The organism is Pseudoduganella sp. R-43, assembly GCF_049913255.1.
Taxonomy (GTDB): Bacteria; Pseudomonadota; Gammaproteobacteria; order Burkholderiales; family Burkholderiaceae_D; genus Rugamonas.
On the sequence record NZ_CP183988.1, the window covers coordinates 4,869,862 to 4,895,617 of the forward strand.

Below are 25,756 nucleotides of genomic sequence, written 5' to 3' on the forward strand. Positions count from 1 at the left end.
GGCGTGCAGGGCTATTGACTTTTTGCTTACAAAGGGAGGCGAACCGTCACGCAGCATCCCGCGCCGGCTTCGTATTCATTCAGGGTAAAGCTGCCATGCAGGGCGTCGGCGCGCTCCTGCATGCCGATCAGGCCAAAGGACCCGGGCCGCTCGCGGCAGGACGGCGCGATGCCGATGCCATTGTCTTCCACTTCCAGCAGCACCACGCCCTCTTCTACCCAGAGGCGCACGGTGGCCACGCTGGCGCGCGAGTGACGCAGCACGTTGACCAGCGATTCCTGTACGATGCGGAACAGCACCAGGCCGGTTTCGCCGCCAATGGCCGCCAGTTGCGCCTCTCCGGGCAGCTCCAGTTCGTAATGCAGGTTGCTGCGATGGCGAAAATCGTTGACCAGCCATTCGAGCGCCGCCGCCAGCCCCAGGTCCAGCACCGAAGGACGCAACTCATTCATGATGCCGCGCACGCTGCGCAGGGTCGCGTCGACATTGTCCAGCGCCGAGGCGACCCGACGCGCAAAGCGCGTCTGGCGCCCGCCCATGCGTTCATTCAGCTGCGCGATGTCCAGCTTCAGCGCCAGCAGGTTCTGTCCCAATTCATCGTGGATTTCGCGCGCGATGCGCTTGCGTTCTTCTTCCTTGACCGCCGCCATATGGGCCGACAACTGGCGCAACTGGCCGTTGGCATGCAGCAGTTCGGCGGTGCGCTGCACCACCCGGGTTTCCAGGTTGCGGTGCAGGTCCTGCAGCGCCGATTCGGCCTGCTTGCGGCGGCTGATATCGGACAGCACCGCCACCACGCCGGCCACGCCGCCATCCGGCCCGGCCAGGGCGCGCAGCGACAGGGTCGCATGGTAGTCGCCGCCGTCCGGGCGACGCCCCGTCAGTTCACCTTGCCACCGGCGGCCGTCAAAAGCTGTCAGCACGGCGTCGGGGCCGCACAGCGTGGCCAGATCGCGGCCGATCGCGACCTCATCGGTGAGCCCGCTAATCGCGGAAAATGCAGGATTTACGGTCACGATTACGCCATCCGCATCGGCAAGCGCCACCCCCTCGCCGAGATTGTCCAGCACCGCAAAGGCGCGGCGCAGGGCCGCATCGTTCTGTTCGCGCGAACGCGCCAGGCCGATCACCATGCGGATCGCCTCGCCCGCGCCATCGAGGTTGGCCTCGATGCGTACCTGCCCACCGCCAATGCCTTCAAACAGTTGCGCCTCCATGGACGCACTGGCGCCGTCGGCGCGCAAGCCGGCCAGCAGCTGGCGCAAGCCGGGCTGGTAGTGCGGCGCCAGGAAGCGTTCCACCGGCTGTCCAGGCAAGTCCTGCAGCGGCATGGCAAACAGCACTTCGGCCGCGCGGTTGGCGCCGGCGATCATGCCGTCGCGCGCCAGCGCCAGGTAACAGACTGGCGCTTGGTCGAACAAGCCAGCGTAGCGCAGCAGGCCCTGCTCCACCTCGCGTTTCTGACGCTCGAGCTCCGCCAGGGCGGCACTCTGGACTTCCAGTTCCAGCTGGCTGACTTGCAGCTCATGCCATTGGCGCAGGGCGTCGGTGCGGCTCATTTGGTGCTACCTCCTTCAGGCGTTAAACGCGCTTCCAGCAGTTTCAGTTCGGTGACGTTGACGAAGGTTAGCACCAATCCGTCGATCACGTTGTTCACTGTACGGTACGGCATGATGCGCACCATGAACCAGCGTCCGTCGCGGGTCGGGATCTGGCGCTCGCAGAACACCAGGGAGCGCAGCACTTCGGCCGCATCGTCTCCCATGTCAGGGTAGACCAGGTCGTTGGCGATGTCGCTCAGCGGGCGATTCAGGTCGGTGGCGATCAGCTTGTACAGCCGGGTGGCCTGGTTGGTGTAGCGCCGGATATTCATCTGGCTGTCCAGGAAGATCACGGCGATATCGGTACTGTGCAACAGGTTCTTCATGTCGCTGTTGACCAGCGACAGGTCGTCCACCTTGGACTGCAATTCGGCGTTGACGGGGTACAGCTCCTCGTTCAGCGACTGCATTTCTTCCTTCGAGGTGGTGAGTTCCTCGTTGGTCGACTGTAGCTCCTCGTTGGTCGACTGCAGTTCCTCGCGCACGGCCTGCAATTCCAGGCGCGCCATGGTCAGTTGCTGCTCCAGCTCCTGCGGGCGCGGATCGGCGCCGCGGCTGCCGCTCCTGCGGGCCGGCATCGGCGCTGCATTGAAAGTCACCAGCAGGTTGTGGCCGGACTGGCCGTCTTCGCGCACCACTTCGGCCGTCATGTCGACCAGCAGCGAGGACACGCCATCCTTGAACAACAGCTCGCGCACCGATTCCGTGCTTTCGCTGCGGTTGGCGCGTTCGATCAGGTCCGCCAGCTCGTAGCGCAGGCCGTCACGCGCCATGGCGTGGATATTCCAGTTGGCGCGGCCGGAAGCAGGCTCCAGGTAAGTGCCGGTACGGCCGTGGATGTAAAGGATGTCGCCATCGCTATTGATCATGACTGCCGCCGGCGTATGCGTTTTGTGCAGCAGGTGTTCTACTTGTGTCTGGATATTGCCATTCATGGTCATGGTCGTAACTTCGATGGAACTTGGTTGCGCGGTCTTTGCTATCTTGGTGGGAAAGTAATTCGCCACGCGCTGCGTGCTGGCATCGAGCCGGCGGTAAATGCGTCCGCAGCCCGGAACCGGGGTAAACAACTCGTTGTAGCTGCCGGGCGTCAAGCTGGTGCAGCTTCATGCGGCGCTCGATGCGGCGCAGCACGGTGCTCATCTTGTACTCGGTGAAGTTGTTGCCCGTATGCCGCTGCAATAGCGACATCAGCTCGCGCAAGGCCTGGCGCCGCGCACGCGCCGCACCGTGGGCGCCGCCGTGCGGCACCGAGCGCACCTGGCACAGCCACATCGGCATGGCGCCGGGCGGCGCGACAAAATCGGCCACGCCGGCGGTAATGGCGCTGCGCGGCATCGAGTCGAACTTGGCGGAATTGGGCTCCTGCGCCAGCGTCACCCCGCCGGCTTCCTGGATCGCGCGCAAGCCGGCCGTGCCGTCGGTACCCATGCCGGAGAACACCACGCCGGCGGCGGCCTGCCCTTTTTCGGCAGCCAGTGCACGGAAGAAGGAATCGATCGGGTAGCGCGCGTGGGCTTCGGCCGTTTCCACCGGCATCAGCTTTTCGCTGGAAAAGGCCAGCTCGTGGTTGGGCGGGGCCACATAGACATGGTCTGGCCGGACTTCGATCGATTCGGCGATCTCGCATACTTCCATGCTGGTGATACGGCGCAGCAGCTCCGGCAACAGGCCGCGGCGCGACGGATCCTGGTGCTGCAGGACGATGAACGCCATGCCGGTACGCGTGGGCATGGAGGCAAGGAACTCGGAAATCGCATCCAGTCCGCCGGCAGAAGCGCCCATGCCGACGATCTGCACCGCCTGTCGGTGCCGTAGCGTTTCGCTGGAGTCCGGATCGGATGAAACCAAGGGGTTAGTCATTCCACCATGATGCCAGTGCGGCAAGGAAATGGCAAACCGCCAGTTACACCCGGCAGCGAGGTTTACCGGGCGTGCCAGCCGCCTCCCAGCGCCTGCACCAGGGCCACTGCGGTTGACTGCCGGTCGGCCTGCGCCTGTAACAGGGCGCGCCGTGCATTGAGTGCCGTGACCTGGGCCGTGACCACTTCCGTGTAGCCGACCTGGCCGGCGCGGTAGCGATTCAGCATCTGCTGCTCGACCTGGCTGGCCGCGGCGGCCGACGTCTCGCGCAAGGACTGTTGTTGCGCCAACACACGGCTGGCCGCCAACTGGTCTTCCACGTCGGCCAGCGCGTTCAGGACGGATTGGCGATAAGCCGCCACCGCCACGTCGCGGGCGGCGTTGGCCTGGTCGACGCGGGCGCCGATGGCGCCGGCATTGAACACCGCCTGCGCCGCCGACAGGCCGAGCGACCACAGGGTGTTGGAGGCGCTGAACAAGCCGCCCAGCTGGCTGCCCGCCACGCCGTAGCTGCCGCCCAGGCTCAGGCTCGGGAAATAGGCGCTGCGGGCGATGCCGATCTGCGCGTTGGCCGCCGCGACCCGGCGTTCGGCGGCGGCGATGTCGGGCCGCCGCTCCAGCAGCGTGGACGGCAGGCCGGCCGGGACCAGCGGTACCTGCAGCGTCCAGGGCGCCGGCGCCAGCGTGAAGTCGGCCGGCGCCTTGCCAAGCAGGATGGCGATCGCGTGTTCGAGCTGGGCGCGCTGGCGCTGTACGGCCAGGCGGTCGGCGCTGGCGTTGGCCAGCTGGGTCTGTGCCTGCAGCAGGTCCGAACTGGGCGCCACGCCGGCGTTGACCCGGTTCTGGGTGATCTGCAGCACGCGCTGGTAGCCCTCCACTGTTTCGCCCAGCAGCGCCAGTTGGGCATCCGCCAGACGCAGGCCGATGTAGTTGACGGCCAGCTCGCCCTGTGCCGCCAGGCGCGCGGCCGCCAGGTCAGCTTCGCTGGCCTGGGCGCTGGCCTGGGCGCCGCTGACGCCGGCGCGCAGCCTGCCCCATACGTCCGGCTCCCAGCTGGCGCCGATGTTGACGCGGTACTGGTTGCCGGTACGCGTGTCCCCGCCGCCGCCATTGCGGTTGGCGCTGGCGTCCAGCGTCACCACCGGGAACAGCGCCGCGCGTTGCTCGGCCACGGCGGCGCGCGCCTGAGCGTAGCGCGCCCCTGCCGCCGCCACGTTCTGGTTGTTCACTTCCACCAGCCCGGCCAGCGCGTTGAGCGCAGCGTCGCCAAACAGCTCCCACCATGGCCCTTTTTCCAGCAAATCCGCCGGCGCGGCCGGCTGCCAGCCCTGTGCTTCCTTGAATTCGGCCGACAGCGGCGCGCTGGGCGTGTGGTAGGCCGGGCCGGTGGCGCAACCGGCCAGTATGAGCGTGCACGCGCCAAGAATTTTTTTCATGATGTGGCCTTCGCGCCACGCAGGCGCATCTTGTCGAGCAAAAGGTAGACCACGGGCGTGGTCAACAAGGTGAGCAACTGGCTGGCGACCAGGCCGCCGATGATGGCAATGCCCAGCGGCTGGCGCAGCTCGGAGCCTTCGCCGAAACCAATTGCCAGCGGCAGCGCGCCCAGCGCCGCTGCCATGGTCGTCATCAGGATCGGGCGGAAGCGCAGCAGGCAGGCTTCCCGCACGGCGCTGCGCGGATCGAGGCCGCGCGTGCGCTCCGCCTCCAGCGCGAAGTCGATGATCAGGATGGCGTTCTTCTTCACGATGCCGATCAGGAGGAAGACGCCGATCAGGGCAATCAGCGAGAACTCCATGCGGAACATCAGCAGCGCCAGCACTGCCCCCACGCCAGCTGACGGCAACGTCGACAGCACCGTGATCGGGTGCACCAGGCTTTCGTACAGCATGCCGAGGACGATATAGATCACCACCAGCGCGGCGGCGATCAATAGCGGCTGCTGCTGGTTGGTTTCCTGCGCCGTGCGCGCCGTGCCCTGGAAGCTGCCGCGCACATTGTTGGGCATGCCGATGGCGTTTTCCGCGTCTTTCACCGCTTGCTGCGCCTCGCCCAGGCTGGCGCCATCGGCCAGGTTGAAGGAGACCGTCGTGGCCAACTCGCCATCCTGGTGGTTGACCGAGGCCGGCGTCGAGCGCTCGGCGAAGGTCGCCAGCGCCGCCAGCGGCACCATTGCTTCCGCCTGCGCGCTCAGGGCCGAGCCGCCGGACGGGTCGCGCATCCCTGCCCCCACCACGCTGCCAGCCGTGCTGGCGCTGGCGCCGGCGGCCGAGCCAGCGCCGCTCGCCGATGCGCCTGCGCCATTCGCCGCACTGCCCAGCTCCTGCGCAGTCGCCGCCGCGCGCCGCGCCACATAGACATCGGCCAGGGCCTCGGGACTGCGCGCGTATTGCGGCGCCACCTCCATCACCACCTTGTACTGGTTCAGCTCATCGTAGATGGTGGCCACCTGGCGCTGGCCGAAGGCGTTATACAGCGCGTTGTCGACATCGCGCATCGTCAGCCCCATGCGCGCCACCATGTCCTTGTCGGCCGCGACGAACGTTTCCACTCCGTTGTCCGCCTGGTCGGTATCGACGTCCACCAGTGCTTTCTGCCGTTTCATCTCGTCCGCCAGCCGCGATGCCCAACGTTTCAAGTCGGCCCGGTTATCGCTCTTCAGCGTGTACTGGTAGGTGGAATTGCTCTGCCGCCCGCCCATGCGCAAGTCCTGCACCGTATTCAGGAACAGCGACACGCCGGTCACGCGCGCCAGCTTGGGCCGCAAGCGCGCAATCACCTGCTGCCCGGTCACGTCGCGCTCGGCCACCGGCTTCAGGCTGACGAACATGAAACCGCCGCCCGCCCGCGAGCCGCCGGTAAAGCCGACCACCGTGGCCACCGCCGGATCGTCGCGGATGATATTCACCAGCTGCCGCAGCTTGCCCTGCATGGCCTGGAACGAGATGCTCTGGTCGGCCCGGATGCCCCCGTTGATCTGTCCCGTATCCTGCTGCGGGAAAAATCCCTTCGGCGCCGACGCATACAGGTACACGTTCAGCCCCACCACGAACACCAGCACCAGCATCACCAGCCAGGCACTGTCCAACGCCCAGTCCAGTGATTTTTCATACGTGCGCAAGATGACGCCGAAACCGCGCTCGAACCAGCGCGACACGCGCCCCGGCGGCTTCTGCCCGGCGCCCGGCCGCAGCAGCCAGGCGCACAGCATCGGCGTAGTGGTCAGCGAGATCACAAGGGAAATCATCACCGCCGCCGACAGGGTGACGGCAAATTCGCGGAACAGCCGCCCCACCTGTCCACCCATGAACAGCAGCGGAATGAATACCGCCACCAGCGACACGCTGATCGACAGCACGGTGAAGCCGACTTCCCTGGCCCCCTGCAGCGCGGCGGCGAAGCGCTCCATGCCCTGCTCCATGTGGCGCGCCGTGTTCTCCAGCACCACGATGGCGTCATCGACCACGAAGCCGGTGGCTACGGTCAGCGCCATCAGGCTAAGGTTATTCAGGCTGAAGCCCAGCAGGTACATCACGCCGAAGGTGCCCAGCAACGACACCACCGTGGCGATCGCCGGGATCACGGTCGCCCGCGCGCTGCGCAGGAAGGCACTGACCACCAGCACCACCAGCACGATCGAGATCAGCAAGGTGAATTCGATCTCGTGCAGCGACGAACGGATCGAGTTGGTGCTGTCCGAAGCGACCTGCAGTTTCACGTCCTGCGGCAATTGCGCCTGCAGCTGCGGCAGCAGCGCGCGCACCGCATCCACCGTCTCGATCACGTTGGCGCCAGGCTGGCGCGTCACCAGCACGATGACTGCGGGATCGCCGTTGAACAGGCCCAGCGTATTGCGGTTCTCGGCGCCGTCGGTGACCTCGGCCACGTCGTCGAGCCGGATCGCGGCGCCGTCGCGCCAGGCTACCACCAGGTCGCGGTAATCGGCCGCGCTGCGCCCGCCGCTGGCTGTTGAAGCTGCCGAATAGATTTGCAGGCGCCGCCCTTCGACCTCGATCGCGCCTTTGGGCCGGTTGGCGTTCGTGGCCTGGATCGCAGCCCGCACGTCCTCGGACGATACGCCATAGCGGTTCAGCGCAAACGGCAGCAACTCGACGCGTACCGCCGGCAGCGAACCGCCGCCGATCTCCACGTCGCCGACGCCCTTCACCTGCGCCAGCTTCTGCTGCACGATGTTCGACACCGACTCATACACTTGCCCCGGGCTGCGCGTCGCCGATGTCAGCGCCAGGATGATGACCGGCGCATCGGATGGATTGGCCTTGCGGTAGGTCGGATTGCTGCGCAGCGTCGCCGGCAGGTCGGCGCGCGAGGCATTGATGGCGGCCTGCACTTCGCGCGCCGCGGCATCGATCTTGCGGTTCAGCTCAAACTGCAGGTTGACGCGGGTCGAACCGCTGCCGGATGAAGAAGTGACCTCGTTGACGCCCGCGATCACGGCCAGGCGCCGCTCCAGCGGCGTCGCCACGCTGCTTGCCATGGTGTCCGGGCTGGCGCCCGGCAAGCTGGCGCTGACCGAGATCGATGGATAGTCCACCTGCGGCAAAGGCGATACCGGCAGCACGAAGAAGGCCGCAATGCCGGCCAGAGCCAGCCCGATCGTCAGCAGCACCGTGGCAATCGGACGGCGGACAAAGGGCTCGGACAGGTTCATGCTTCTCTACCTTTTCGGCGGCGCTGCGCAAGCCGGTCAAAGGCCAGGTAGATCACCGGCGTGGTGTACAGCGTCAGCAACTGGCTGACAATCAGGCCGCCGAAGATCGACAGGCCGAGCGGCCGGCGCAGCTCAGCGCCTTCGCCCCAGCCCAACATCAGCGGGATGGCCGCAAACAGCGCCGCCATGGTGGTCATCAGGATCGGCCGCAAGCGCAGCAGTGCGGCCTGGTGGATCGCGTCGCGCGGCGCCATGCCCTGCTCGCGTTCCGCCTCGATGGCGAAGTCGATCATCATGATGGCGTTCTTTTTCACAATGCCGATCAGCAGGATGACCCCGATGATGCCGATCACGCCCAGCTCCTGCCCCGTCAGCATCAGCGCCAGCAGCGCGCCGACGCCGGCCGAGGGCAGCGTGGACAGGATGGTCAGCGGGTGGATATAGCTTTCGTACAGCACGCCCAGCACGATGTAGACGCACACCACGGCCGCCAGGATCAGCCAGAGCTGGTTGCTCAGCGAAGCCTGGTAGGCGCCGGCCGCGCCGAGGAAAGTCAGGCTGACCGACTGCGGCAGGCCGACTTCTTTCGCCGCATCGCGAATGGCGTCCACCGCCTGCCCCAGCGCGACGCCCGGCGCGGCATCGAAGCCGATGGTGGTGGCCGGGTATTGCGCCACGTGCGTGACCTGCAGCGGCGCCGGGCGCTCCTGCACACTGGCAATGGCCGACAATGGGGTCGGCTTGCCGCTGCCGGTGCGCAGTTGCAGGTTGCCAAGTGCTTCCGGCGTGTCCATGCGGTCCTGGCCGGCCTCCAGGATCACCCGGTACTGGTTGGTCTCGGTGAAGATGGTGGACACGATGCGCTGGCCGAAGGCGCTGTACAAGGCATCATCGACGGCGGCAGCGGTGATCGACAGCCGCGATGCCGTGTCACGGTCGATGCTGACGTACGCACCAGCGCCGGTAGCTCCCACGTCGGACACCACATTGCGCAGGCGCTCCTTGGCTGCCATGCGTTCGGCCAGTCTGGCAGCCCACTCGGACACGGTGGCGTTGTCGGCGCCTTCCAGCGAGACACGATACTGGGTCGGCCCGCTTTCAGCATCGATGGTCAGGTCTTGCGTGGGCTGCAGGTAAAGCTTGACGCCCGCCACCTGCGCCACGCGCTGGCGCAGGCGCTCCATCACGACCTGCAGCTTGTCGCGGTCCGGTTTCAGGTTGACCAGCATGCTGCCGGTATGCAGCATGGTGTTGTTGCCAGCATCGACGCCGACCACCGAACTAAGCGAGGCCACGGCCGGGTCGTCCAGCAGTGCGCGGGCGGCTTGCTGCTGCAGTTGCGCCATGCGTTCATAGGACACGGTCTGCGCGGCCTCGATGCGGGCTTGCAACTGGCCGGTATCCTGGGTCGGGAACAGGCCTTTTGGAATCCACAGGTAGAGCAGCACCGTCAGCAGCAGCGTGCCCAGCGCCACCAGCAGGGTCAGGCCCTGGCGCTCCAGCACCCATTGCAGGCTGCCGTCATAGCGCTTGACCAGGCGGTCGAACAGGGTCTCCTCATGCTCCTTGTGTTCGGCCAGCCAGCGGCCCGACATCATCGGCACCAGCGTCAGCGACACCACGGCGGAGATCAGGATGGTGATGGCCAGCGTGACCGCGAACTCGCGGAACAGGCGGCCCACGACGTCGCCCATGAACAGCAGCGGGATCAGCACCGCGATCAGCGACACCGTCAGGGAGATGATGGTGAAGCCGATCTGCTGCGCGCCTTTAAGGGCGGCATTCATCGGGGTCTCGCCTTCTTCGATGTGGCGCGCGATGTTCTCGATCATGACGATGGCGTCGTCCACCACGAAGCCGGTGGCGATGGTGAGCGCCATCAGGCTGAGGTTATTCAGGCTGTAGCCGAGCAGGTACATGATGCCAAAGGTGCCGACCAGCGAGATCGGCACCGCCAGGCTGGCAATCACCGTGGCGCGCGGGCTGCGCAGGAAGGCGAAGATCACCAGCACCACCAGCACCACGGCCAGCAGCAATTCCAGCTCCACGTGCAGCACCGATGCGCGGATGCCGTGGGTGCGGTCGCTCAGCACCGTCACCTCGATGGCGCCGGGCAGGCTGGCCTGCAGTTCCGGCAGGCGCTCCTTGATGGCGTCCACGGTGGCGATGACGTTGGCGCCCGGCTGGCGCTGCACGTCGAGAATGATGGCGGGCGTCAGGCCGGCCCAGGCGCCGAGCTTGACGTTTTCCGCACTATCCACTACGCGGGCCACGTCCTGCAGCCGGACCGGCGCGCCGTTGCGGTAGGAGACAATCAACTGGCGGTAGTCGTCGGCCGCCAGCAACTGGTCGTTGGCATTGATGGTGAAAGCGCGCGTGGGACCGTCGAAGCTGCCTTTGGCGCTGTTGGCATTGGCCGCCGTGATGGCGGTGCGCAGCGTATCGAGGCCCAGTCCGTAGCTCGCCAGCGCCTGGGTGTCGGCCTGGATGCGCACGGCAGGCCGCTGGCCGCCGCTCAGCGTGACCAGGCCGACGCCGTTGACCTGGCTGATTTTCAGCGCCAGCCGCGTGTTGACGATGTTCTGCACTTCCGTCAGCGGCATGGTTTTCGACGTGATGGCCAGGGTCAGCACTGGCGCGTCGGCCGGGTTGACCTTGGCGTACACGGGCGGCGCCGGCAAGTCGGTCGGCAGCAGCGAGCCGCCGGCATTGATGGCGGCCTGCACTTCCTGCTCGGCCACGTCCAGGGTCTGCCCCAGGCTGAACTGCAGCGTGATGATGGAAACGCCGGCGGCGCTGGTGGAACTCATGCGCTGCAGGCCGGACATCTGGCCGAACTGCCGCTCCAGCGGCGCCGTCACCGTGCGGCCCATCACTTCCGGGCTGGCGCCGGGATACAGGGTGCGTACCTGGATGGTCGGGAAGTCGACCTGCGGCAGCGCCGACAGCGGCAGGAAGCGGTAGCCAAGCAGTCCTGCCAGCACGATGGCCAGCATGAACAGCGCCGTCGCCACCGGCCGCTGGATAAATGGCGCCGAGGGGCTCATCGCGTCACGCCGTCCGCTGCCCGGCCCTCGCCCCGCGCCCCGCCTGACGCACCGTCACGCGTCCGGCGGCCATCGCCTCCCGCTCCCGATGCGTCGCCGCCCGCCCCGGCATCGTCGCGATGACGCCGCCACTTGCCGCCGCCCTCGCCCGCCGGCCTGCCTTCGCCGCGCGAGCGGCCCGCGTGCTCGCCGTCGGCGCCTGGTCGCTGCGTTGGCAGCGTCACGCGCGCCCCATCCTTGATGCGGTCCGCGCCTTCGGTAATCACCTGCTCGCCCGCTGCCAGGCCGCTCTCGATCTGCACCTTGTCCACGGTGGCAATCCCGCGCCTGACCGGCCGCAGCGACGCCGTCTGGCCATCCTGCAGCACGTATACGTAATCGCCCGAAGCACCGTGCCGCAATGCCGTCACCGGCACCACGACGGCGTCCTTGATTGTGCGCAGCTCCAGCCGCACGTTCACGAACTGGCTGGGGAACAGCGAGGAACCGGCGTTGGCAAAGCGCGCCTTGGCCATTACCGTACCGGTCTGGGTGTCGACCTGGTTGTCCAGCGCGTAAAACTCGCCTTTCTCCAGCACTGTGCTGCGCGTGCGGTCGTACGCCAGCGCCACCATGCGATCGCCGGCGCGATCGCCTGCGCGCTGCCCCAGCTCGGAGACCCGGTCCTGCGGCACCGCAAACTCCACGTCGATCGGCGCCAATTGCGTAATCACCGCGATGCCCCCGGCATCGCCAGAACCTACCAGGTTGCCGATATCGACCACCCGCAAGCCGACCCGCCCGCTGATCGGCGCAAGCACCTTCGTATAGCCAAGGTTCAGGCGCGCCGTGCCCTCATTCGCGCGGTCGGTGGTGACCGTGCCCTGGAGCTGCTTGACCAGCGCCGCCTGCGTATCGACGTCCTGCCGCGCAATGGAGTCCTGCGACAGCAAGGTGCGGTAGCGTTCAAGGGTCAGGCGGGCGTTTTCCAGCTGCGCTTCGTCGCGTTCGCGCTGGCCGGTCGCCTGCATCAGTTGCAGCTCGAAGGGACGCGCATCGATCTGGGCCAGCACCTGGCCCGCCTTCACCATCTGGCCTTCCTTGAACAAGACCTTTTGCAGGATGCCGGAGACCTGCGGCCGCACCGTCGTCGTAGCGGCTGCGGTGACCGTGCCCAGCGCATCGAGCGTGACCGGCAGGTCGGCCTTTTCGGCAGTCGCCACGCCCACCGTGGCAGCCGGACCGCGGCCGCTGCGTCCGCCCCGGCCGCCGCCAGCGCCGCCCGCACCAGCGCCGCGCCCCCCCTGTCCGGCGGCAGCGGCTGAGGTACCCGGACCACCCGGCCCGGCATCGGCCGGGCCGCGGTGGGTCAGGTACCAGGCCAGGCCGCCCAGGGCCAGCATCCCGGCCAGGGCGGCGACTCCCCCGATCCAGCGCGCCCGCTTGCCGGCGCGAGGTTTCGACGGGGTACTGGATGTTGTTGGAGTCTCCATGGGGCGACCCTTTCTTCTTTTGGTAAGAACGCGAATTGACTCTAGCACAGCGCCCCGGCGCAAATGCGTTAGGCAAGAAACATCGGAAACAATTCAAGCGCCCTGGCGCCCCAAAAGAAAAGCCGCCAGACTGGCTGGCGGCTTGTTTCTTGTAATAACTGCTTACAAAGCTGCTACAAACTAATCGGGCGAACTGCAGAGGCAATGGGTCAGCGCCATGAACGGCTTGCGCTGGGCGGTCATTTCGTTCAACCAGCCCAGGTCCTGCACCACCTCGGTAGCCACGCCAGCCGGCATCCCGGCAGGCAGCAGCGAAGCGCGGGCCTGGTCGCCAAAGGCCTTGGCGGCAGCGGCCTTCGCAGTCGAGGCGCCGAAGAACTCCAGCACCTTGTCGAAGCGCGACACTTCACGCTCGATGTAGACGATACGCGGCTCGCCGCTCATCTTGGCACGGCGTGCAGCCGCCTTCAGCGCATCCTGGTAGCCGCCCAGCGTATCGACCAGGCCGCGCTCCTGCGCCTGCGCGCCGGTCCATACGCGGCCCTGGCCCACGGCATCGATCTTGTCAGCCGTGGTCTTGCGCGCCTTGGCCGCCTTGGCGGTGAATTCCTCGTAGGTGTGGCCAATCACGCCCTGGATCAATTGACCGAAGCGAGGGTCCATCGGACGCAGCGGATTGCCCGCGTCGCCCAGCCAGGTGGTGGTCTGGCCGGCGGTGTGGATGCCCAGCTTGTCGATCACCTTGTCCACGGTCGGGAACAGCGCGAACACGCCGATCGAGCCGGTAATGGTGGCCGGGTCGGCAATTACTTCGTCGGAAGCCATCGAAATCCAGTAACCGCCAGACGCGGCCACATTGCCCATCGAGACCACCACCGGCTTGCCTGCCGCGCGGGTCAGCTCCAGTTCGCGGCGGATCAGCTCCGAGCCGAAAGCGCTGCCGCCGGGCGAATCGACGCGCAGCACCACCGCCTTGATCGAACTGTCTTCGCGCGCCATGCGCACCAGGCGTGCCGTCGACGCGCCGCCGATCTGGCCGGCCGGCGCATCGCCGTCGCTGATTTCGCCGACCGCCATGACCACGCCGATCGCGTCGCCGGTCAGTTTAGGGAAGACGCGCGCCAGGTAATCGTGGAAGTTGACCTGGCGGAAGGACTTGGCCGCAGGATCGTCCACGCCGCGCTTGGTCATCATGACGCGCAGTTCATCCTTGGTTTTCAGGCCGTCGACCAGCTTGGCGTCCAGCGCTACCTGCGCCAGGTTGCCTTTTGCTTCAGCCACCAGTGCCGGCAGGTTGTCGATCGCCTTCATCAGCGCGCCTTCCGGCATTTTGCGCGACTGCTCCACCTGGGCGGTGTAGCGCGCCCACAGGTCGTTGTACAGGAAAGCATCCGCTTCCGCCGCCGCCGGCGAAGGGCCGTTGGCGATGAACGGCTCGGCGAAGCTCTTGTAGGTGCCGACCTTCATCAGGTTCACAGTCACGCCAACCTTGTCCAGCGCATCGCGGTAGTAATTGCGGTACTTGCCGAAACCGTCGAGGAACACTGCGCCCATCGGGTGCAGGTAGACTTCGTCGGCGTGAATCGCGACCTGGTACTGGCGCTGGTTATAACTGGAGCCCCAGGCCACGACCTTCTTGCCGCTGGCCTTGAAACGGTCCACCGCGGCGCCGATCTCGCGCAGCATGGCCTGGCCGCCGCCCTGCATTTCGTCCAGCACCAGCACGGCGCCGCCGATTTGCGGGTCCTTGGCCGCCGCATCGAGCACGTTCAGGACATCGCGCAGTTGCACGGATTTGTGCACTTCGCCGCCGGACAGGCCGGCCATCAGCGCGTCACGGCTGCTGCCGGACGATTGTTCAACCAAAGAGCCCTCCAGGTTCAGGACCAGCATGGTCTTGTCGCCCAAGGGCTTGACGCCGCCGCCGAACATGGCGGCAATCAGCAGCACCACGACCAGCAGGAACAGGAAGTTCATGGTGGCGCGGCGGCTCTTATCCACGGCATTCCAGAACCAGGCAAATCCACCGCGGACATACGAGAAAACAGAGCGGGACATCTTTACTCCTAGTGCAAAAAATGAAACTACTTCACACTATAAGCGACATTGGCCTTGGAGGGTGAAGAAATCAGGTAAAGCCCAGCCATGACCAGCAGGCCGTTGATGACCAGCAGCTCCAGGCCGATGCGGTAGCTGCCGAACAGGCTTTGCTGGTTAAAGTCGATCAGGGCGCACAGCAGCGGCCCGGCCAGCGCCACACACGGCACCAGCCTGTCGCTCACCGCCCGCTTGCTGAGCAGGCCGAAGGCGAACAGGCCAAGCAGCGGGCCGTAGGTGTAGCCGGCCAGCTTCAGGATCATGCCGATCATGCTGGTGCTGTCGATCCACTTGAACACCATCACCAGCAGCAGGAACAGCGCGCAGAAAGCCAGGTGCACCCGGTGGCGGATGCGCAGTTGCGCGCCCTCGCCCAGGTCTCCGCGCCGTTTCAGGCCCAGGATGTCAATGCAGAAGGACGAGGTCAGCGCCGTGATCGCGCCATCCGCACTCGGGAACAGGGCGCTGATCAGGGCAATGATGAACACCAGCTGCAGCAGCGCCGGCATATGGCCCATCACCACGGCCGGGAAGATCTTGTCGCCGCTCGCGGCCACGCCCACTTGCGGCGCGTACAGGTACAGCAGGCCGCCGAGGAACAGGAACAGCGCCAGCACGCCGGCCAGGATGGCGTTCAGCGCCAGCATGTTCTTTTGCGAATCGCCCAGGGTCTTGACCGAGATATTCTTCTGCATCATTTCCTGGTCCATGCCGGTCATGGTGATGACGATGAAGATGCCCGCCAGCACCTGTTTCCAGGCGTTGCCAGGGCTATTGATATCGGTCGTGAACACGCGCGCCAGCCCGGCAGAGCGCATGCGCTCCAGGCTTTCCAGCAAGCCCAGGTTCATCTCGTCCAGCAGGAAGGCCGTGCAGGCCACCAGGCCAAGCAGCATGCCGGTGGTCTGCAGCGTGTCGGTCCAGACGATGGTCTTGACCCCGCCCTCGTAGGTATACAGAAGGATCATCGCCAGGATGACCAGGTTGGTCAGCCAGAACGGCACGCCAAGGCTGTCCAAGATCACCGCCTGCAGGATGTTCACCACCAGGTACAGGCGCGCAGTGGCGCCAAGGGTGCGCGACAGGATGAAGAATGCCGCCCCGCTCTGGTAGGAGCGCCGGCCCAGCCGCACGTCGAGGTAATGGTAGATGGACGTCAGTTTCAGGCGGTAGTACAGCGGCAGCAGGATGCAGGCCACGGCGATATAACCGAGTACATAGCCGATCATGATCTGCATGTAGCCAAAGCCGTCGCGCCCCACCGCGCCCGGCACGCTGATGAAAGTCAAGCCGCTCAGCGTGGTGCCGACCATGCCGAAGGCCACCAGCATCCAGTTCGAACTCTTGTTCCCGATGAAGAAGCTGTCGTTGTTGGCGTTGCGGGAAGTGGCCCAGGCCACGCCCAGCAACAGGCCGAAATAGGCCAGAACCACGAGGAACAGCGAAACAGGTGACATTTTATTATCCAGCCGTGAAACAATTTGGGCTGCAATATACACCGGAATGCGGAAGCGACTTAGAATCCCCTGCAAACCAGAGGAAAACAATGTACGACCAACAGACCATCGAATTCGCCCGCGCCCAGGAGGCGCTGGTACTGCCGCTCGAATACCGCGTCCACGCCCAGGCCGACGGCCGCGGCGAGGGCCGCGAGGAGTGCATGCGCGATTATGCGCGCGTGCTGTATTCGTCTTCTTTCCGCCGCCTGCAGGGCAAGATGCAGCTGCTCGGCGTCGACGCCAACCGTTTCAACCGCAACCGCCTGACCCACAGCCTGGAAGTGGCGCAGATCGCCCGTTCCATCGCGGCCGACCTGGGGCTGGAGCGCAGCGTGGTATCGGAAACCTGCTCGCTGGCGCACGACATCGGCAACCCGCCTTTCGGCCATTACGGCGAAAAGATCCTGGACGAGCTGGCGGCCGGTTCCGGCGGCTTCGAGGGCAATGCGCAAGCCTTCCGCACCCTGCGCACGCTGGAAAAGAAGCACCACGCCTATGCTGGCCTGAACCTGACCGTGCGCTCCCTGCTCGGCATCACCAAGTACTTCCAGCGCCGTGCCGACAATCCGAAGAAATTCCTGTACGACGATGACTATGCGTTCCTGATCGGACAGCTCAACGCCGCCGGCATTACGGTCCGCAAGAGCATCGACGCCCAGATCATGGACCTGGCCGACGAAATCGCCTATGCCGCCCACGACGTGGAAGATGCGCTGAGCTTCGGCATCATCACCTGGGGCGAGATCGTCCACGAATTCAGGATCAGCAAGGACTTTTCCGCCGCCTACGAGCAATTCGCCAGCATCGCCAACCACGCCCACGAGGAAGCGCTGAAATGCGACATGCAGGAAAGCTCGGAGGAATATTCGATCGTGCTGCGCAAGGAGCTGACCTCGCAGATCGTGCATGAACTGTGCCGCGACATCGCCGTGGTGGAAGGCAAGCACGGCCCCGAACTGGGCTACCGCACCAAGGGCCTGCTGGCGCGCGGCCTGAAAAGCCTGCTGTGGCGCGCCATCCTGCGCAAGAAAGACGTGCAGCTCTACGAAAAGCGCGGCGAGAAAATCATCCGCGGCCTGTTCGAAGTCCTGACCGACAAGACCTACAACAAGGGCGGCATCCTGCTGCCGCCGGCCATCCGCAGCCTGAAGGATTCGCGCGAGCGGCTGGTAGTGGACTACATTTCCGGCATGATGGATTCCTACGCTGCCAGGGAATACGAAAAGTACTTCGGCCCCGGCAGCCTTGACCGCATCTATCCCCTCGCATGAACGATCCGCGCAGCGAATACGAGCGCCGCATGAACCGGGTGCTAGACCATATCGACCGCAACCTGGACGCGCAGCTTGACCTGCCGGCCCTGGCCGACATCGCCAACTTTTCGCGCTACCACTTCCACCGCATCTTCGCCGGCTGGATGGGCGAGACCATCGGCGACTATGTGCGCCGGCGCCGCCTGGAAGTCGCGGCCCACAAGCTGGCTGCCGGCGGTACGGTGCTCGAGGTCGCGCTGTCGACCGGCTTCGGCTCGGGCGAAGCCTTTGCCCGGGCCTTCAAGACCCGCTTCGGCAGCACGCCCACCGAGTGGCGCAACAGCACGCCCGAGCGCACGGCCGCGTTCCTGGCGGCGCAAAATAGCAATCTGGATCAGGCGAACAGCAAGTACGGTCAGGCCGGCGCAGGCGCGAACGGCGAACATGGCGTCTCCAACAACCCATTCGGAGAAATGATCATGGAAGTCAACATCGTCGACCTGCCAGCTGCCCGCATCGCCTACCGCCGCCACATCGGCCCCTACGGCCCGGCCGTCGGCCAGTTCTGGGCCCAGGCCGTCATGCCCTGGATGCTCGGCCACGGCCTGGCCGGCGCCACCTGCTACGGCATCGGCCACGACGACCCGAGCGTCACACCGGCCGACAAGTGCCGCTATGATGCCTGCGTCGAGATCCCGGAAGGTTTCGAGCCCGGCGGGCAATTCAGCGTCGCCCATCTGCCCGGCGGGCGCTATGCTGTCACCCGCTACACCGGTTCGCCGCGCGACATCGGCCCGGTGTGGAACCGCATGATGAAGGAATGGCTGCCTTCCAGCGGGCTGCAATGCGACGAGCGCCCATGCTTTGAACGCTACGAGAACCTTGCGACGCAGACCGACGGCAGCTTTACCTGCGAGATCTGCATACCTGTGAAAGCACTGTAGAAGAATGAACCCGGAATACCTGGCAATGCTGGTGGCGCGCGATATGCCCTACGGGAAGTACAAGGGCCGCAAGCTGGCCGACTTGCCAGGCCATTACCTGGGCTGGATGGCGCGCGAAGGCTTCCCGAAAGGGGAGCTTGGCGCGCTGCTGGCATTGATGTACGAGATCGACCACAACAACCTGCGCGCCCTGCTCGATCCGCTGCGCGCGCCCAGGCGCCCTTAGCAGCCGCTGGTGTTCACTGTGACCACTGGAGTGCCGCTGCCGTTGTAGTTGTATCGGACGGAGCACTGCGTCGGGTTCGGCGCCTCCTCGATTCGCCACCCGGCGTCGCCGCCGGGGATCTGGCTATTGCCGTAGCCGTAGAAAGTATAGTCGCCGGTCTTCACCGCGCTGGATGACAGGTAGCAGCCGCCGGCCGGTATCTTGGTGCCTTGCAGCGCAATGCCGATGCCGTCGCACCAGCGGTCAGGGTAGCCGCTCCAGACGCGCATGCTGGTCGTGTCGTCCAGGTCGACAAACGTGATGTTGGCCTGGGCGCCGGGCGTGCCTTCGCCCCTCAGCGCGGTAAGCGACTTGACCAGGCCGATCGACGTCCTGACCGATCCTGCAAGGGCCTGGATCGATGCGGTACGGGCGGAGGAGCCGAAGTTGATCATTTTCGGCAGCGCCACCGCAGCCAGAATGCCGAGGATGACGATGACGACAATCAGTTCGATGAGCGTAAAGCCCCTGGCAGGTGCGCGATGTCGATGCATGAAGAATTCCGGATTCAGGTCTTGCTAAACCGCCAGAGTATACCGGCGTTTGGCGCTGCGGCATACTTGAAAAATAATCGCTATTTCAACGGAGATAATTTGAACCGACTGTACATCACACTGCTGTGCGGAGTCCTGGGCTGTTCGCCCGCCTTCGCCGCAGACGCCGCCCTGCGCCACGCCCAGGCCCTGCTGGACCGCGTGCCCCTGGTCGATGGCCACAATGACCTGCCCTGGACCATCCGCGAAGACGCCGGCCATCCGATGGACGTGGACCACTACGACCTGCGCCAGCGCACCCCGCACGAAACCGACCTGGCGCGCCTGAAGCAAGGCAAGCTGTCCGCCCAGTTCTGGAGCGTCTACGTGCCGGGCGAGCTGAAAAGCGGCTGGGCCGTCGCGCAGCTGGAGCAGATCGACCTGGCGCGCCGCATGATCGCGAAATATCCTGAAAGCCTGGTGCTGGCCACCCGCAGCAGCGACATCGCCAAGGCCAAACGCGAAGGCAAGATCGCCAGCTTCATCGGCATGGAAGGCGGCCACGTGATCGAAAACAGCCTCGGCGCCCTGCGCGCCTACTACGACCTCGGCGCCCGCTACATGACCCTGACCCACAACAGCACGCTGGACTGGGTCGACGCCGCCATGGGTGAACGCAAGCACGGCGGTCTGACGCGCTTCGGCCAGGAAGTGGTGCGCGAAATGAACCGCCTTGGCATGCTGGTGGACCTGAGCCACGTCAGCACGGAAGTGATGCTGCAGGCGCTCGACACCAGCGAGGCGCCGGTGATCTTCTCGCACTCCAGCGCCCGCGCACTGGACGACCATCCGCGCAACGTGCCGGACGAAGTACTGAAACGGCTGCCGGCCAACGGCGGCGTGGTGATGGTAACGTTTGTGCCGGCCTTCGTCTCGCCACAGGTGGCGGCATGGGGCAAAGGCCTGGGCGACGCCGCGGCAGCCGCCGGCGCCAGGCCGGACAGCCCGGAATTCAAGGCCGTCAGGGAAGCGTATATCGCCAAGGCCGGCCCGCAGCCGAAAGCCACCCTGGCCATGGTGGCCGACCACATCGAGTACGTGGCGCGCGTGGCGGGCAAGGACCACGTCGGCATCGCCGGCGACTATTACGGCTCCATCAACCCGGAAGGGCTGGAAGACGTATCGACCTACCCTGCCCTGTTTGCGGAACTGATACGCCGCGGCTGGAGCGACAAGGACCTTGCCAAGCTGGCCGGCGGCAACCTGGTGCGCGCCTTCGCCGGCGCGGAACAAGTCGCTGCCCGCCTGCAGAAGGAACGCAAGCCTAGCCTGGCGCGCGCCGAATCGCCAGCTCCGCAAAGCCCGTAAGCGGGTCGTGCTCGCGCGAGAACCGGTGCGCCGGCAGCAGCACCAGCAGCAACTCGGCCGTGGTGCGCACGATGCAGCCGCGGCCCACGTGCCCGCCGAACACCCTGCCGCGCGCATCGGACAGCATCATGTGCAGGTGGGCGCCGTCCGGCGCCACCGAGCCGGCTACCGTCAGGATTTCCAGGTCGCCCAGCAACTCGGTCGGCTGCGCCAGCCCGGCATAGCGCAGCTGCGCCACAGACAGGCTGCCGATGCCCTGCACCAGGTAGCCGGCCGCAGCTCCCGCATCGCGCAGCGCCTGTTCGACGGCGCCGCGCAGGTCGTCGCCGGGATTCAGGCGCAAAGGCAGCGCGTCCATCATCCCTGCAGTCGCGGTGCGACCAGCGAAGTAAATTCGCCCTTCTCGATCAGGCGCTCCAGGTCGCTGAAGCCGCCAATCAGGACGCCGTCGATGAAGATCATCGGGAAGGTCGGCCAGCCGGTCCACATCTTCAGCGCCGTGCGGCGGCGCCACATGCTGAAGTAGCTGCCGTATTCGAGGTAGGCATACTTGGTGCCTTGCGCGTCCAGCAGGCGGCAGGTCTTTTTCGGGAACGGGTTCTGGCGCATGCCGACGACCACCACGCGGTTGGCCGCAATGGCCGCCTGCACTTCCGCCACGATGTCGGCATGGTTCTTCGCCACGCGTTCGCGGATGGCCGGGTGCAGGTGGGCGTCGTCGAGGATGGTACGGGTCATTGTTTTTCCTTGTGCAGTAAGTCCAGCGTGGCCGGGTCGGGCACGCCGCCAAAATATTTGTCGAGGCAAGCGCGGAACAGCGCTTCGTCCGGCGCGGCTTGCGCGAACAGCGTCATCGACGAATGAAATTTCATATTGTCCGGCGACCCGAAGATACCATGGACCGTGGCTCCCTGGACAGCCAGCACCAGCGCGCTGCACTGGCGCAGCCGCGCGCCCAGCAAGGGATGCGCCAGGTAGGCTTGCGCTTCGGCCAGCCCGCTGATCGCGTAATGCTGCGCCATGGCGCTGGCGCCGAGGCCGGCGATCTGCGGAAAGATGAACCACATCCAGTGGCTGCGCTTGCGTCCAGCCGACAGTTCGCTGACCACCTGTTGGTAGAGGCCTTCCTGCGCAGCGGTAAAGCGATCCAGTAGGTACATGGCCTGCCTCGAAAAGTTACTTTTCAATGAGCCATTGTCCTACAAACTCTGGTAGCGTGTTCTGATTAATTGGCGCCCCTGCCACGCCTACCATGACGACTCCTTGAACCGAATTGGGAGATGATCATGGCATCCAGTAATCAAGACAACCGCGGCGGGAACAAACAGTCGGGCGATACCAGCAACCGTGGCTTCGCATCGATGGACCCCGAAAAGCAGCGTGAAATCGCCAGCGAAGGCGGCAAGGCAGCCCACGCCTCCGGCAATGCGCACGAGTTCACCTCGGAAGAAGCGCGCAAGGCCGGCAGCATGAGCCACAAGAATGACGGCAACCGCCAGTCCGGCTCGTCCGAATCGGGCAGCCGCCAGAGCGGCAGCGGCGGCAGCGGTGGCGGCACCCGTGGCGGCACCCCTGAGCAGCACGCCGAAGCCGGCCGCCAAAGCCACAAAAACGATGACAAGCGCTAAGCGCGCCTAGTCAGGAACGGAACCGTCCAGCGCGACGGTTCAACAAGCCCGGTGGTCAGCGCGCAACCCGCGAGGATCACCAGGCAGCTCAATCCCATCTGCAACGAGAACGTCTCCCCCAGGAACAGGCAGCCCCACAGCACGCCAAAGGCCGGGATCAGGAACAGCGCACTCATCGCCTTGCTCGCGCCCAGCCGCGCAATTAATCCAAAGAACAGCACGTATGCGAACGTCGTGCACAGTGCAGCCAGCGCCAGCACCGCGCCCCAGGCCTTGGCCGAAGGCGGCTCGGCAGGCCACAGCGCCAGCGCCGGGCCAATCAAGAGCACGGCAGCCACCATCTGGCTGCCCGTCGCCACCGCCAGCGGCGGCGCTTCGGCCAGGTAGCGCTTGCTGAAATTGCCCGAAATCCCATACAGCAGCGTCGCCGCCAGGCAGGCCAGCGAGGCCAGCACCGTGCGCAGCATGTCGTGTTGCGGCAGGAAGTGCAGCTTGCCCGCCACCAGCAGCACCACGCCGCCAAAGCCCAGCGACAAGCCGGCCATGCGCGTGAGGGTCAAGCGTTCGCCGAGCCAGATGGCGCCGATCAGGGCCGCGAACAAGGGCGTGGTCGCGCTCAGGATGGAGGACAGGCCTGCCGGAATCGTCAGCGCGGCGAAATTGAACAACAGGAAAGGCAGGGCCGCATTGGTCACGCCAACAAAGCCGATGCCGCGCCAATGCTTGCGCAGTGCGCCGAGCTGGCCACGCCACAACAGCAGCGGCAACAACAGTCCTGCCGCTGCGACAGCGCGCACCCCGCCCATTGCCGCCGCGCCAAACTCCGGCGCGCCGACGCGGATGAACAGATAGGAGGCGCCCCAGATCGCCGCCACCGACAACATGCTGCCCGCATCGCTCCGCTTCATGGCAATACTCCCGCCAGCGCTTCGCTTTCGGCCGGCGGCGCCACGCTGTCCGGAGCGCCGTAGGCGCGCTGCGTTGCCGGCCGCTGGCTGACGGCATGGAACCAGCGCGCCAGCTTGGGATAAGCGGCCAGCCGTGCACCGCGCGCGCTCACCCAGGGGAAGCAGGCGATGTCAGCCACGGAGTATTGCTCCCCGCACAGGTAAGCCTGCCCTCCCAGTTCCTTGTCGAGCGCACTGTACAGCCCACCCGTTTCATTGCTGCGGCATTCGAATGACTTCTGCCAGAACAGCCACTGCCTCGTCGCTGCCCGTGCGCGCATTCCGGCCGGCATGCCGAAACCGGCTTTTTCGGCCAGGTAAAGCAGCATGGCGCCCGACTCCTGCAGCGGCAACGGTTCGCCGGCATCCATCGGCCAGTGGTCGACAATCGCCAGCGACCTGGCGTGGGGAATGCGGCGAAATGGCAATCCGGTCTCTTCCAGGAACATCAGCAATTGCTGACCTTGGGGTGTCGCGACGTAATAGAAGTCCAGCATGGCAATCCCTTTCGATGTTGGCAGGGACAGTTTGCACCGCAACATGGCCCTAAGAAAGGTCCAGTAATGGGTGATTTCATGGAGCCAGCGTCGCCTGGCGCCCGGTGACCGCCAAGCGCTTGCCTTCGCGCAGCATGCGTTCGAGGCCTGCCGCGCCGACCGGCTGGCTGAACAGGTAACCCTGGAGCTGGTCGCAGCCCAGGTCGCGCAGGAAGCTCATCTGTTCGATGGTTTCCACGCCCTCGGCCACGATTCCCGCCGCAATTGCTTGGCCATGGTGACGATGGCGCGTGCAACACGCTTATTGACCAAGCGCAACTTTCGGCAGGTGCGAGCATAGGCGATCGAACAAGCCCGGTTCGGCCATGCGTTGCCGCCACCAGCGCAGGGCTGCGCCGGACTCGCCGCTGCGCCACGCGAGGTAGAAAGTTTCATCGGGCTTGGGCTCTTCCACCTCCTTTTCCACCAGCAGGCCGGCAGCAATCGCCTCGCGCGCGCAGCGTTCGGGCAGGAAGCCGAAGCCCAGCCCAGCGCACTGGTAGTCGAATTTGGCCTGCATGGTCGGCACCGTCAGCGTGTCCTGCCCCAGCACCAGGCCGACCGTGCGCGGCGCCAGCAGCCGTGCGGAATCGGCCGTGGCAATCGCACGGTGCAGCTGCAACGCGTTGCGCCCCAGGCGGCCGGGCAACTGCGCCAGCGGATGCTGCGGCGCGACCGCGAACACCCATTTCAACTGTCCGATGGGCTGCGACACATAACCGCCCCCGGCCGGACCGTCGCCCGGCGCGCCGACCACGAGATCGACGCGCCGGTCCAGCAAGGCCTCCCAGCTGCCGCCGAGCGTTTCCTGCACCAGGCGCAGGCGGGTTTGCTGGGTGACCTCATAGAAAGCGCGCACGTCCTGAGCCAGCACGGCGGCGCCGAACATAGAGTCAAGGCCGACTGCCAGCTCCGTTTCCCAGCCGGAGGCAACGCGCCGCACGCGCTGCTCCAGGTCGCCCGCCGCCTTGAGCAGGTAGCGTCCCTCCTTCAGCAGTTCGTGCCCGGCAGCTGTCAGTGCAACGCGCGGGCCGAAGCGCTCGAACACTTGCACCCCAAGCTCCTCTTCCAGCTTGCCGACTGTATAGGAAATGGTCGAAGGGACGCGGTACAACTCCCGCGCGGCGGCGGCAAAGGAACCGCCACGGTCGATGGCGTCCACGATTTGCAGGGCTTCCAGGCTTAATCTCAGCATTCGATTTTTTCGATCATAGACAGGCAAATTATTCGCTTTTTAACACGATTGCCCACACTTATACTGTGAAACATCTGATCGAAATTATCGCACAAGGAGCTAATCATGTTGCAAGTACGTAAATCTGAAGACCGCGGCGTTGCCAATTTTGGCTGGCTGGATTCGAAACACAGCTTCTCTTTCGGTCACTACTACGACCCGAACCATGTCGGTTTCGGCCCCCTGCTGGTGATCAACGAGGACAAGGTGTCGCCGGGCCAGGGTTTCGGCACCCACGGCCACCGCGACATGGAGATCATCTCGTATGTGCTGAGCGGTGCGCTGGAACACAAGGACAGCATGGGCAATGGCTCGGTCCTGCACTACGGCGACGTGCAGCGCATGACGGCTGGCACCGGCGTGCGCCACTCCGAGTACAACCACTCGAACAAGGAAGGCGTGCATTTCCTGCAGATCTGGATCCAGCCTTCGCAGGGCGGCATCGAGCCTGGCTACGAGGAAAAGCACTTTACGCCGGAGAGCAAAACCGGCGCCTTGCGGCTGATCGCATCGCCGGATGGACGTGAGGGGTCGGTGCTGGTGCACCAGGACGCGTTTATCTACGCCTCCATCCTGAATGACGGCGCAGGGGCGGTGCATGCGCTGGACGCGGGGCGGCAGGCTTATGTCCACGTGATCCGCGGCACGCTGACCGTCAACGGTACTGCGCTGAAAGGTGGCGATGCTGCCAAGATTACCGGCGAGGAGTCGGTGAGGCTGTCGGGTGGCGATAATGTCGAAGTTCTGCTGTTTGACCTGCCTTAAACCGGTAAACCTGGGTCTGACCCGCAGGGTCAGACCCAGTCTGCGGCGCGGCCAACGGTTCTGGTTCGAGACCGTTGGGGGGCAGACGGGAC

General features: G+C 65.5%; 23 protein-coding genes. 6 read left to right on the top strand and 17 right to left on the bottom strand.

Features of this window, described 5'->3' with window-relative positions:
- Positions 1-26 precede the first annotated feature (26 nt).
- The 9 genes from ACN9M3_RS22035 to ACN9M3_RS22075 form a co-directional block, all read right to left on the bottom strand.
- Positions 27-1,559, bottom strand: coding sequence for a PAS domain-containing protein (locus ACN9M3_RS22035; protein WP_426162681.1), 1,533 nt, complete (start codon positions 1,557-1,559; stop codon positions 27-29).
- Complete coding sequence (locus ACN9M3_RS22040; protein WP_426318627.1) at positions 1,556-2,470, bottom strand: PAS domain-containing protein; 915 nt, start codon at positions 2,468-2,470, stop codon at positions 1,556-1,558. The genes ACN9M3_RS22035 and ACN9M3_RS22040 overlap by 4 nt, the downstream gene beginning before the upstream one ends.
- On the bottom strand, positions 2,460-3,464 hold the full coding sequence (locus ACN9M3_RS22045; RefSeq protein WP_426318628.1) for a chemotaxis protein CheB: 1,005 nt from the start codon (positions 3,462-3,464) through the stop codon (positions 2,460-2,462). The genes ACN9M3_RS22040 and ACN9M3_RS22045 overlap by 11 nt, the downstream gene beginning before the upstream one ends.
- A 62-nt stretch (positions 3,465-3,526) precedes the next feature.
- Complete coding sequence (locus tag ACN9M3_RS22050; protein WP_426318629.1) at positions 3,527-4,900, bottom strand: efflux transporter outer membrane subunit; 1,374 nt, start codon at positions 4,898-4,900, stop codon at positions 3,527-3,529.
- Entirely contained in the window at positions 4,897-8,136 is a 3,240-nt protein-coding gene (locus ACN9M3_RS22055; RefSeq protein ID WP_426162686.1) for an efflux RND transporter permease subunit, read from the bottom strand. Before ACN9M3_RS22055 ends, ACN9M3_RS22050 begins: the two co-directional genes overlap by 4 nt.
- Positions 8,133-11,183, bottom strand: a complete 3,051-nt coding sequence (locus tag ACN9M3_RS22060) for an efflux RND transporter permease subunit (protein WP_426318630.1) — start codon at positions 11,181-11,183, stop codon at positions 8,133-8,135. Before ACN9M3_RS22060 ends, ACN9M3_RS22055 begins: the two co-directional genes overlap by 4 nt.
- Entirely contained in the window at positions 11,180-12,655 is a 1,476-nt protein-coding gene (locus ACN9M3_RS22065) for an efflux RND transporter periplasmic adaptor subunit (RefSeq protein WP_426318631.1), read from the bottom strand. The genes ACN9M3_RS22060 and ACN9M3_RS22065 overlap by 4 nt, the downstream gene beginning before the upstream one ends.
- Positions 12,656-12,835: 180 nt before the next feature.
- Entirely contained in the window at positions 12,836-14,713 is a 1,878-nt protein-coding gene (sppA, locus tag ACN9M3_RS22070) for a signal peptide peptidase SppA (RefSeq protein WP_426318632.1), read from the bottom strand.
- A gap of 26 nt (positions 14,714-14,739) precedes the next feature.
- Positions 14,740-16,209, bottom strand: a complete 1,470-nt coding sequence (locus tag ACN9M3_RS22075; protein WP_426318633.1) for a sodium:solute symporter — start codon at positions 16,207-16,209, stop codon at positions 14,740-14,742.
- An 89-nt stretch (positions 16,210-16,298) separates the two neighbouring features.
- On the opposite strand from ACN9M3_RS22075, the gene dgt reads away from it, so the two are divergent.
- Genes dgt through ACN9M3_RS22090 form a run of 3 tightly spaced genes read left to right on the top strand, consistent with a single transcriptional unit; the run spans position 16,299 to position 18,674 of the window.
- On the top strand, positions 16,299-17,522 hold the full coding sequence (gene dgt / locus ACN9M3_RS22080) for a dGTP triphosphohydrolase (protein WP_426318634.1): 1,224 nt from the start codon (positions 16,299-16,301) through the stop codon (positions 17,520-17,522).
- Positions 17,519-18,448 (top strand): AraC family transcriptional regulator, encoded by a 930-nt coding sequence (locus ACN9M3_RS22085; protein ID WP_426318635.1) that lies wholly within the window; start codon positions 17,519-17,521, stop codon positions 18,446-18,448. The genes dgt and ACN9M3_RS22085 overlap by 4 nt, the downstream gene beginning before the upstream one ends.
- A gap of 4 nt (positions 18,449-18,452) precedes the next feature.
- Positions 18,453-18,674, top strand: a complete 222-nt coding sequence (locus ACN9M3_RS22090) for a DUF3820 family protein (RefSeq protein ID WP_426318636.1) — start codon at positions 18,453-18,455, stop codon at positions 18,672-18,674.
- Here the strand turns inward: ACN9M3_RS22090 and ACN9M3_RS22095 are convergent.
- Complete coding sequence (locus ACN9M3_RS22095; protein ID WP_426318637.1) at positions 18,671-19,207, bottom strand: pilus assembly FimT family protein; 537 nt, start codon at positions 19,205-19,207, stop codon at positions 18,671-18,673. The two genes, ACN9M3_RS22090 and ACN9M3_RS22095, sit on opposite strands and share 4 nt — an antisense overlap.
- A gap of 99 nt (positions 19,208-19,306) precedes the next feature.
- Here ACN9M3_RS22095 and ACN9M3_RS22100 point away from each other — a divergent pair, with 99 nt between their 5' ends.
- Positions 19,307-20,554 carry a dipeptidase gene (locus tag ACN9M3_RS22100; RefSeq protein ID WP_426318638.1) on the top strand — a complete coding sequence of 416 codons (1,248 nt, stop codon included), beginning with the start codon at positions 19,307-19,309 and terminating at the stop codon, positions 20,552-20,554.
- On the opposite strand, the gene ACN9M3_RS22105 is transcribed toward ACN9M3_RS22100, so the two are convergent.
- Genes ACN9M3_RS22105 through ACN9M3_RS22115 form a run of 3 tightly spaced genes read right to left on the bottom strand, consistent with a single transcriptional unit; the run spans position 20,511 to position 21,714 of the window.
- The gene (locus tag ACN9M3_RS22105) at positions 20,511-20,912 is read right to left on the bottom strand and encodes a PPC domain-containing DNA-binding protein (protein WP_426323825.1); all 402 of its coding nucleotides are present in this window, start codon (positions 20,910-20,912) and stop codon (positions 20,511-20,513) included. The two genes, ACN9M3_RS22100 and ACN9M3_RS22105, sit on opposite strands and share 44 nt — an antisense overlap.
- Positions 20,912-21,292 carry a glutaredoxin domain-containing protein gene (locus ACN9M3_RS22110; protein WP_426162705.1) on the bottom strand — a complete coding sequence of 127 codons (381 nt, stop codon included), beginning with the start codon at positions 21,290-21,292 and terminating at the stop codon, positions 20,912-20,914. Before ACN9M3_RS22110 ends, ACN9M3_RS22105 begins: the two co-directional genes overlap by 1 nt.
- Positions 21,289-21,714: a DUF1810 domain-containing protein gene (locus ACN9M3_RS22115; RefSeq protein WP_426318639.1), complete on the bottom strand. Its 426-nt coding sequence runs from the start codon at positions 21,712-21,714 to the stop codon at positions 21,289-21,291. Before ACN9M3_RS22115 ends, ACN9M3_RS22110 begins: the two co-directional genes overlap by 4 nt.
- Positions 21,715-21,840: 126 nt before the next feature.
- Here ACN9M3_RS22115 and ACN9M3_RS22120 point away from each other — a divergent pair, with 126 nt between their 5' ends.
- Positions 21,841-22,182: a KGG domain-containing protein gene (locus tag ACN9M3_RS22120; protein ID WP_426162709.1), complete on the top strand. Its 342-nt coding sequence runs from the start codon at positions 21,841-21,843 to the stop codon at positions 22,180-22,182.
- Here the strand turns inward: ACN9M3_RS22120 and ACN9M3_RS22125 are convergent.
- The 4 genes from ACN9M3_RS22125 to ACN9M3_RS22140 form a co-directional block, all read right to left on the bottom strand.
- Entirely contained in the window at positions 22,179-23,090 is a 912-nt protein-coding gene (locus ACN9M3_RS22125; protein ID WP_426318640.1) for a DMT family transporter, read from the bottom strand. The genes ACN9M3_RS22120 and ACN9M3_RS22125 overlap by 4 nt on opposite strands.
- Positions 23,087-23,626 carry a glutathione binding-like protein gene (locus ACN9M3_RS22130; RefSeq protein WP_426162713.1) on the bottom strand — a complete coding sequence of 180 codons (540 nt, stop codon included), beginning with the start codon at positions 23,624-23,626 and terminating at the stop codon, positions 23,087-23,089. The genes ACN9M3_RS22125 and ACN9M3_RS22130 overlap by 4 nt, the downstream gene beginning before the upstream one ends.
- A gap of 76 nt (positions 23,627-23,702) precedes the next feature.
- Positions 23,703-23,876, bottom strand: a complete 174-nt coding sequence (locus ACN9M3_RS22135) for an EAL domain-containing protein (protein WP_426162715.1) — start codon at positions 23,874-23,876, stop codon at positions 23,703-23,705.
- Positions 23,877-23,927: 51 nt separating this feature from the next.
- Positions 23,928-24,860: a LysR substrate-binding domain-containing protein gene (locus tag ACN9M3_RS22140; protein ID WP_426318641.1), complete on the bottom strand. Its 933-nt coding sequence runs from the start codon at positions 24,858-24,860 to the stop codon at positions 23,928-23,930.
- Positions 24,861-24,965: 105 nt separating this feature from the next.
- Between ACN9M3_RS22140 and ACN9M3_RS22145 the strand changes: the two genes are divergently transcribed.
- On the top strand, positions 24,966-25,664 hold the full coding sequence (locus tag ACN9M3_RS22145) for a pirin family protein (protein ID WP_426318642.1): 699 nt from the start codon (positions 24,966-24,968) through the stop codon (positions 25,662-25,664).
- The last annotated feature ends 92 nt before the right edge of the window (positions 25,665-25,756 follow it).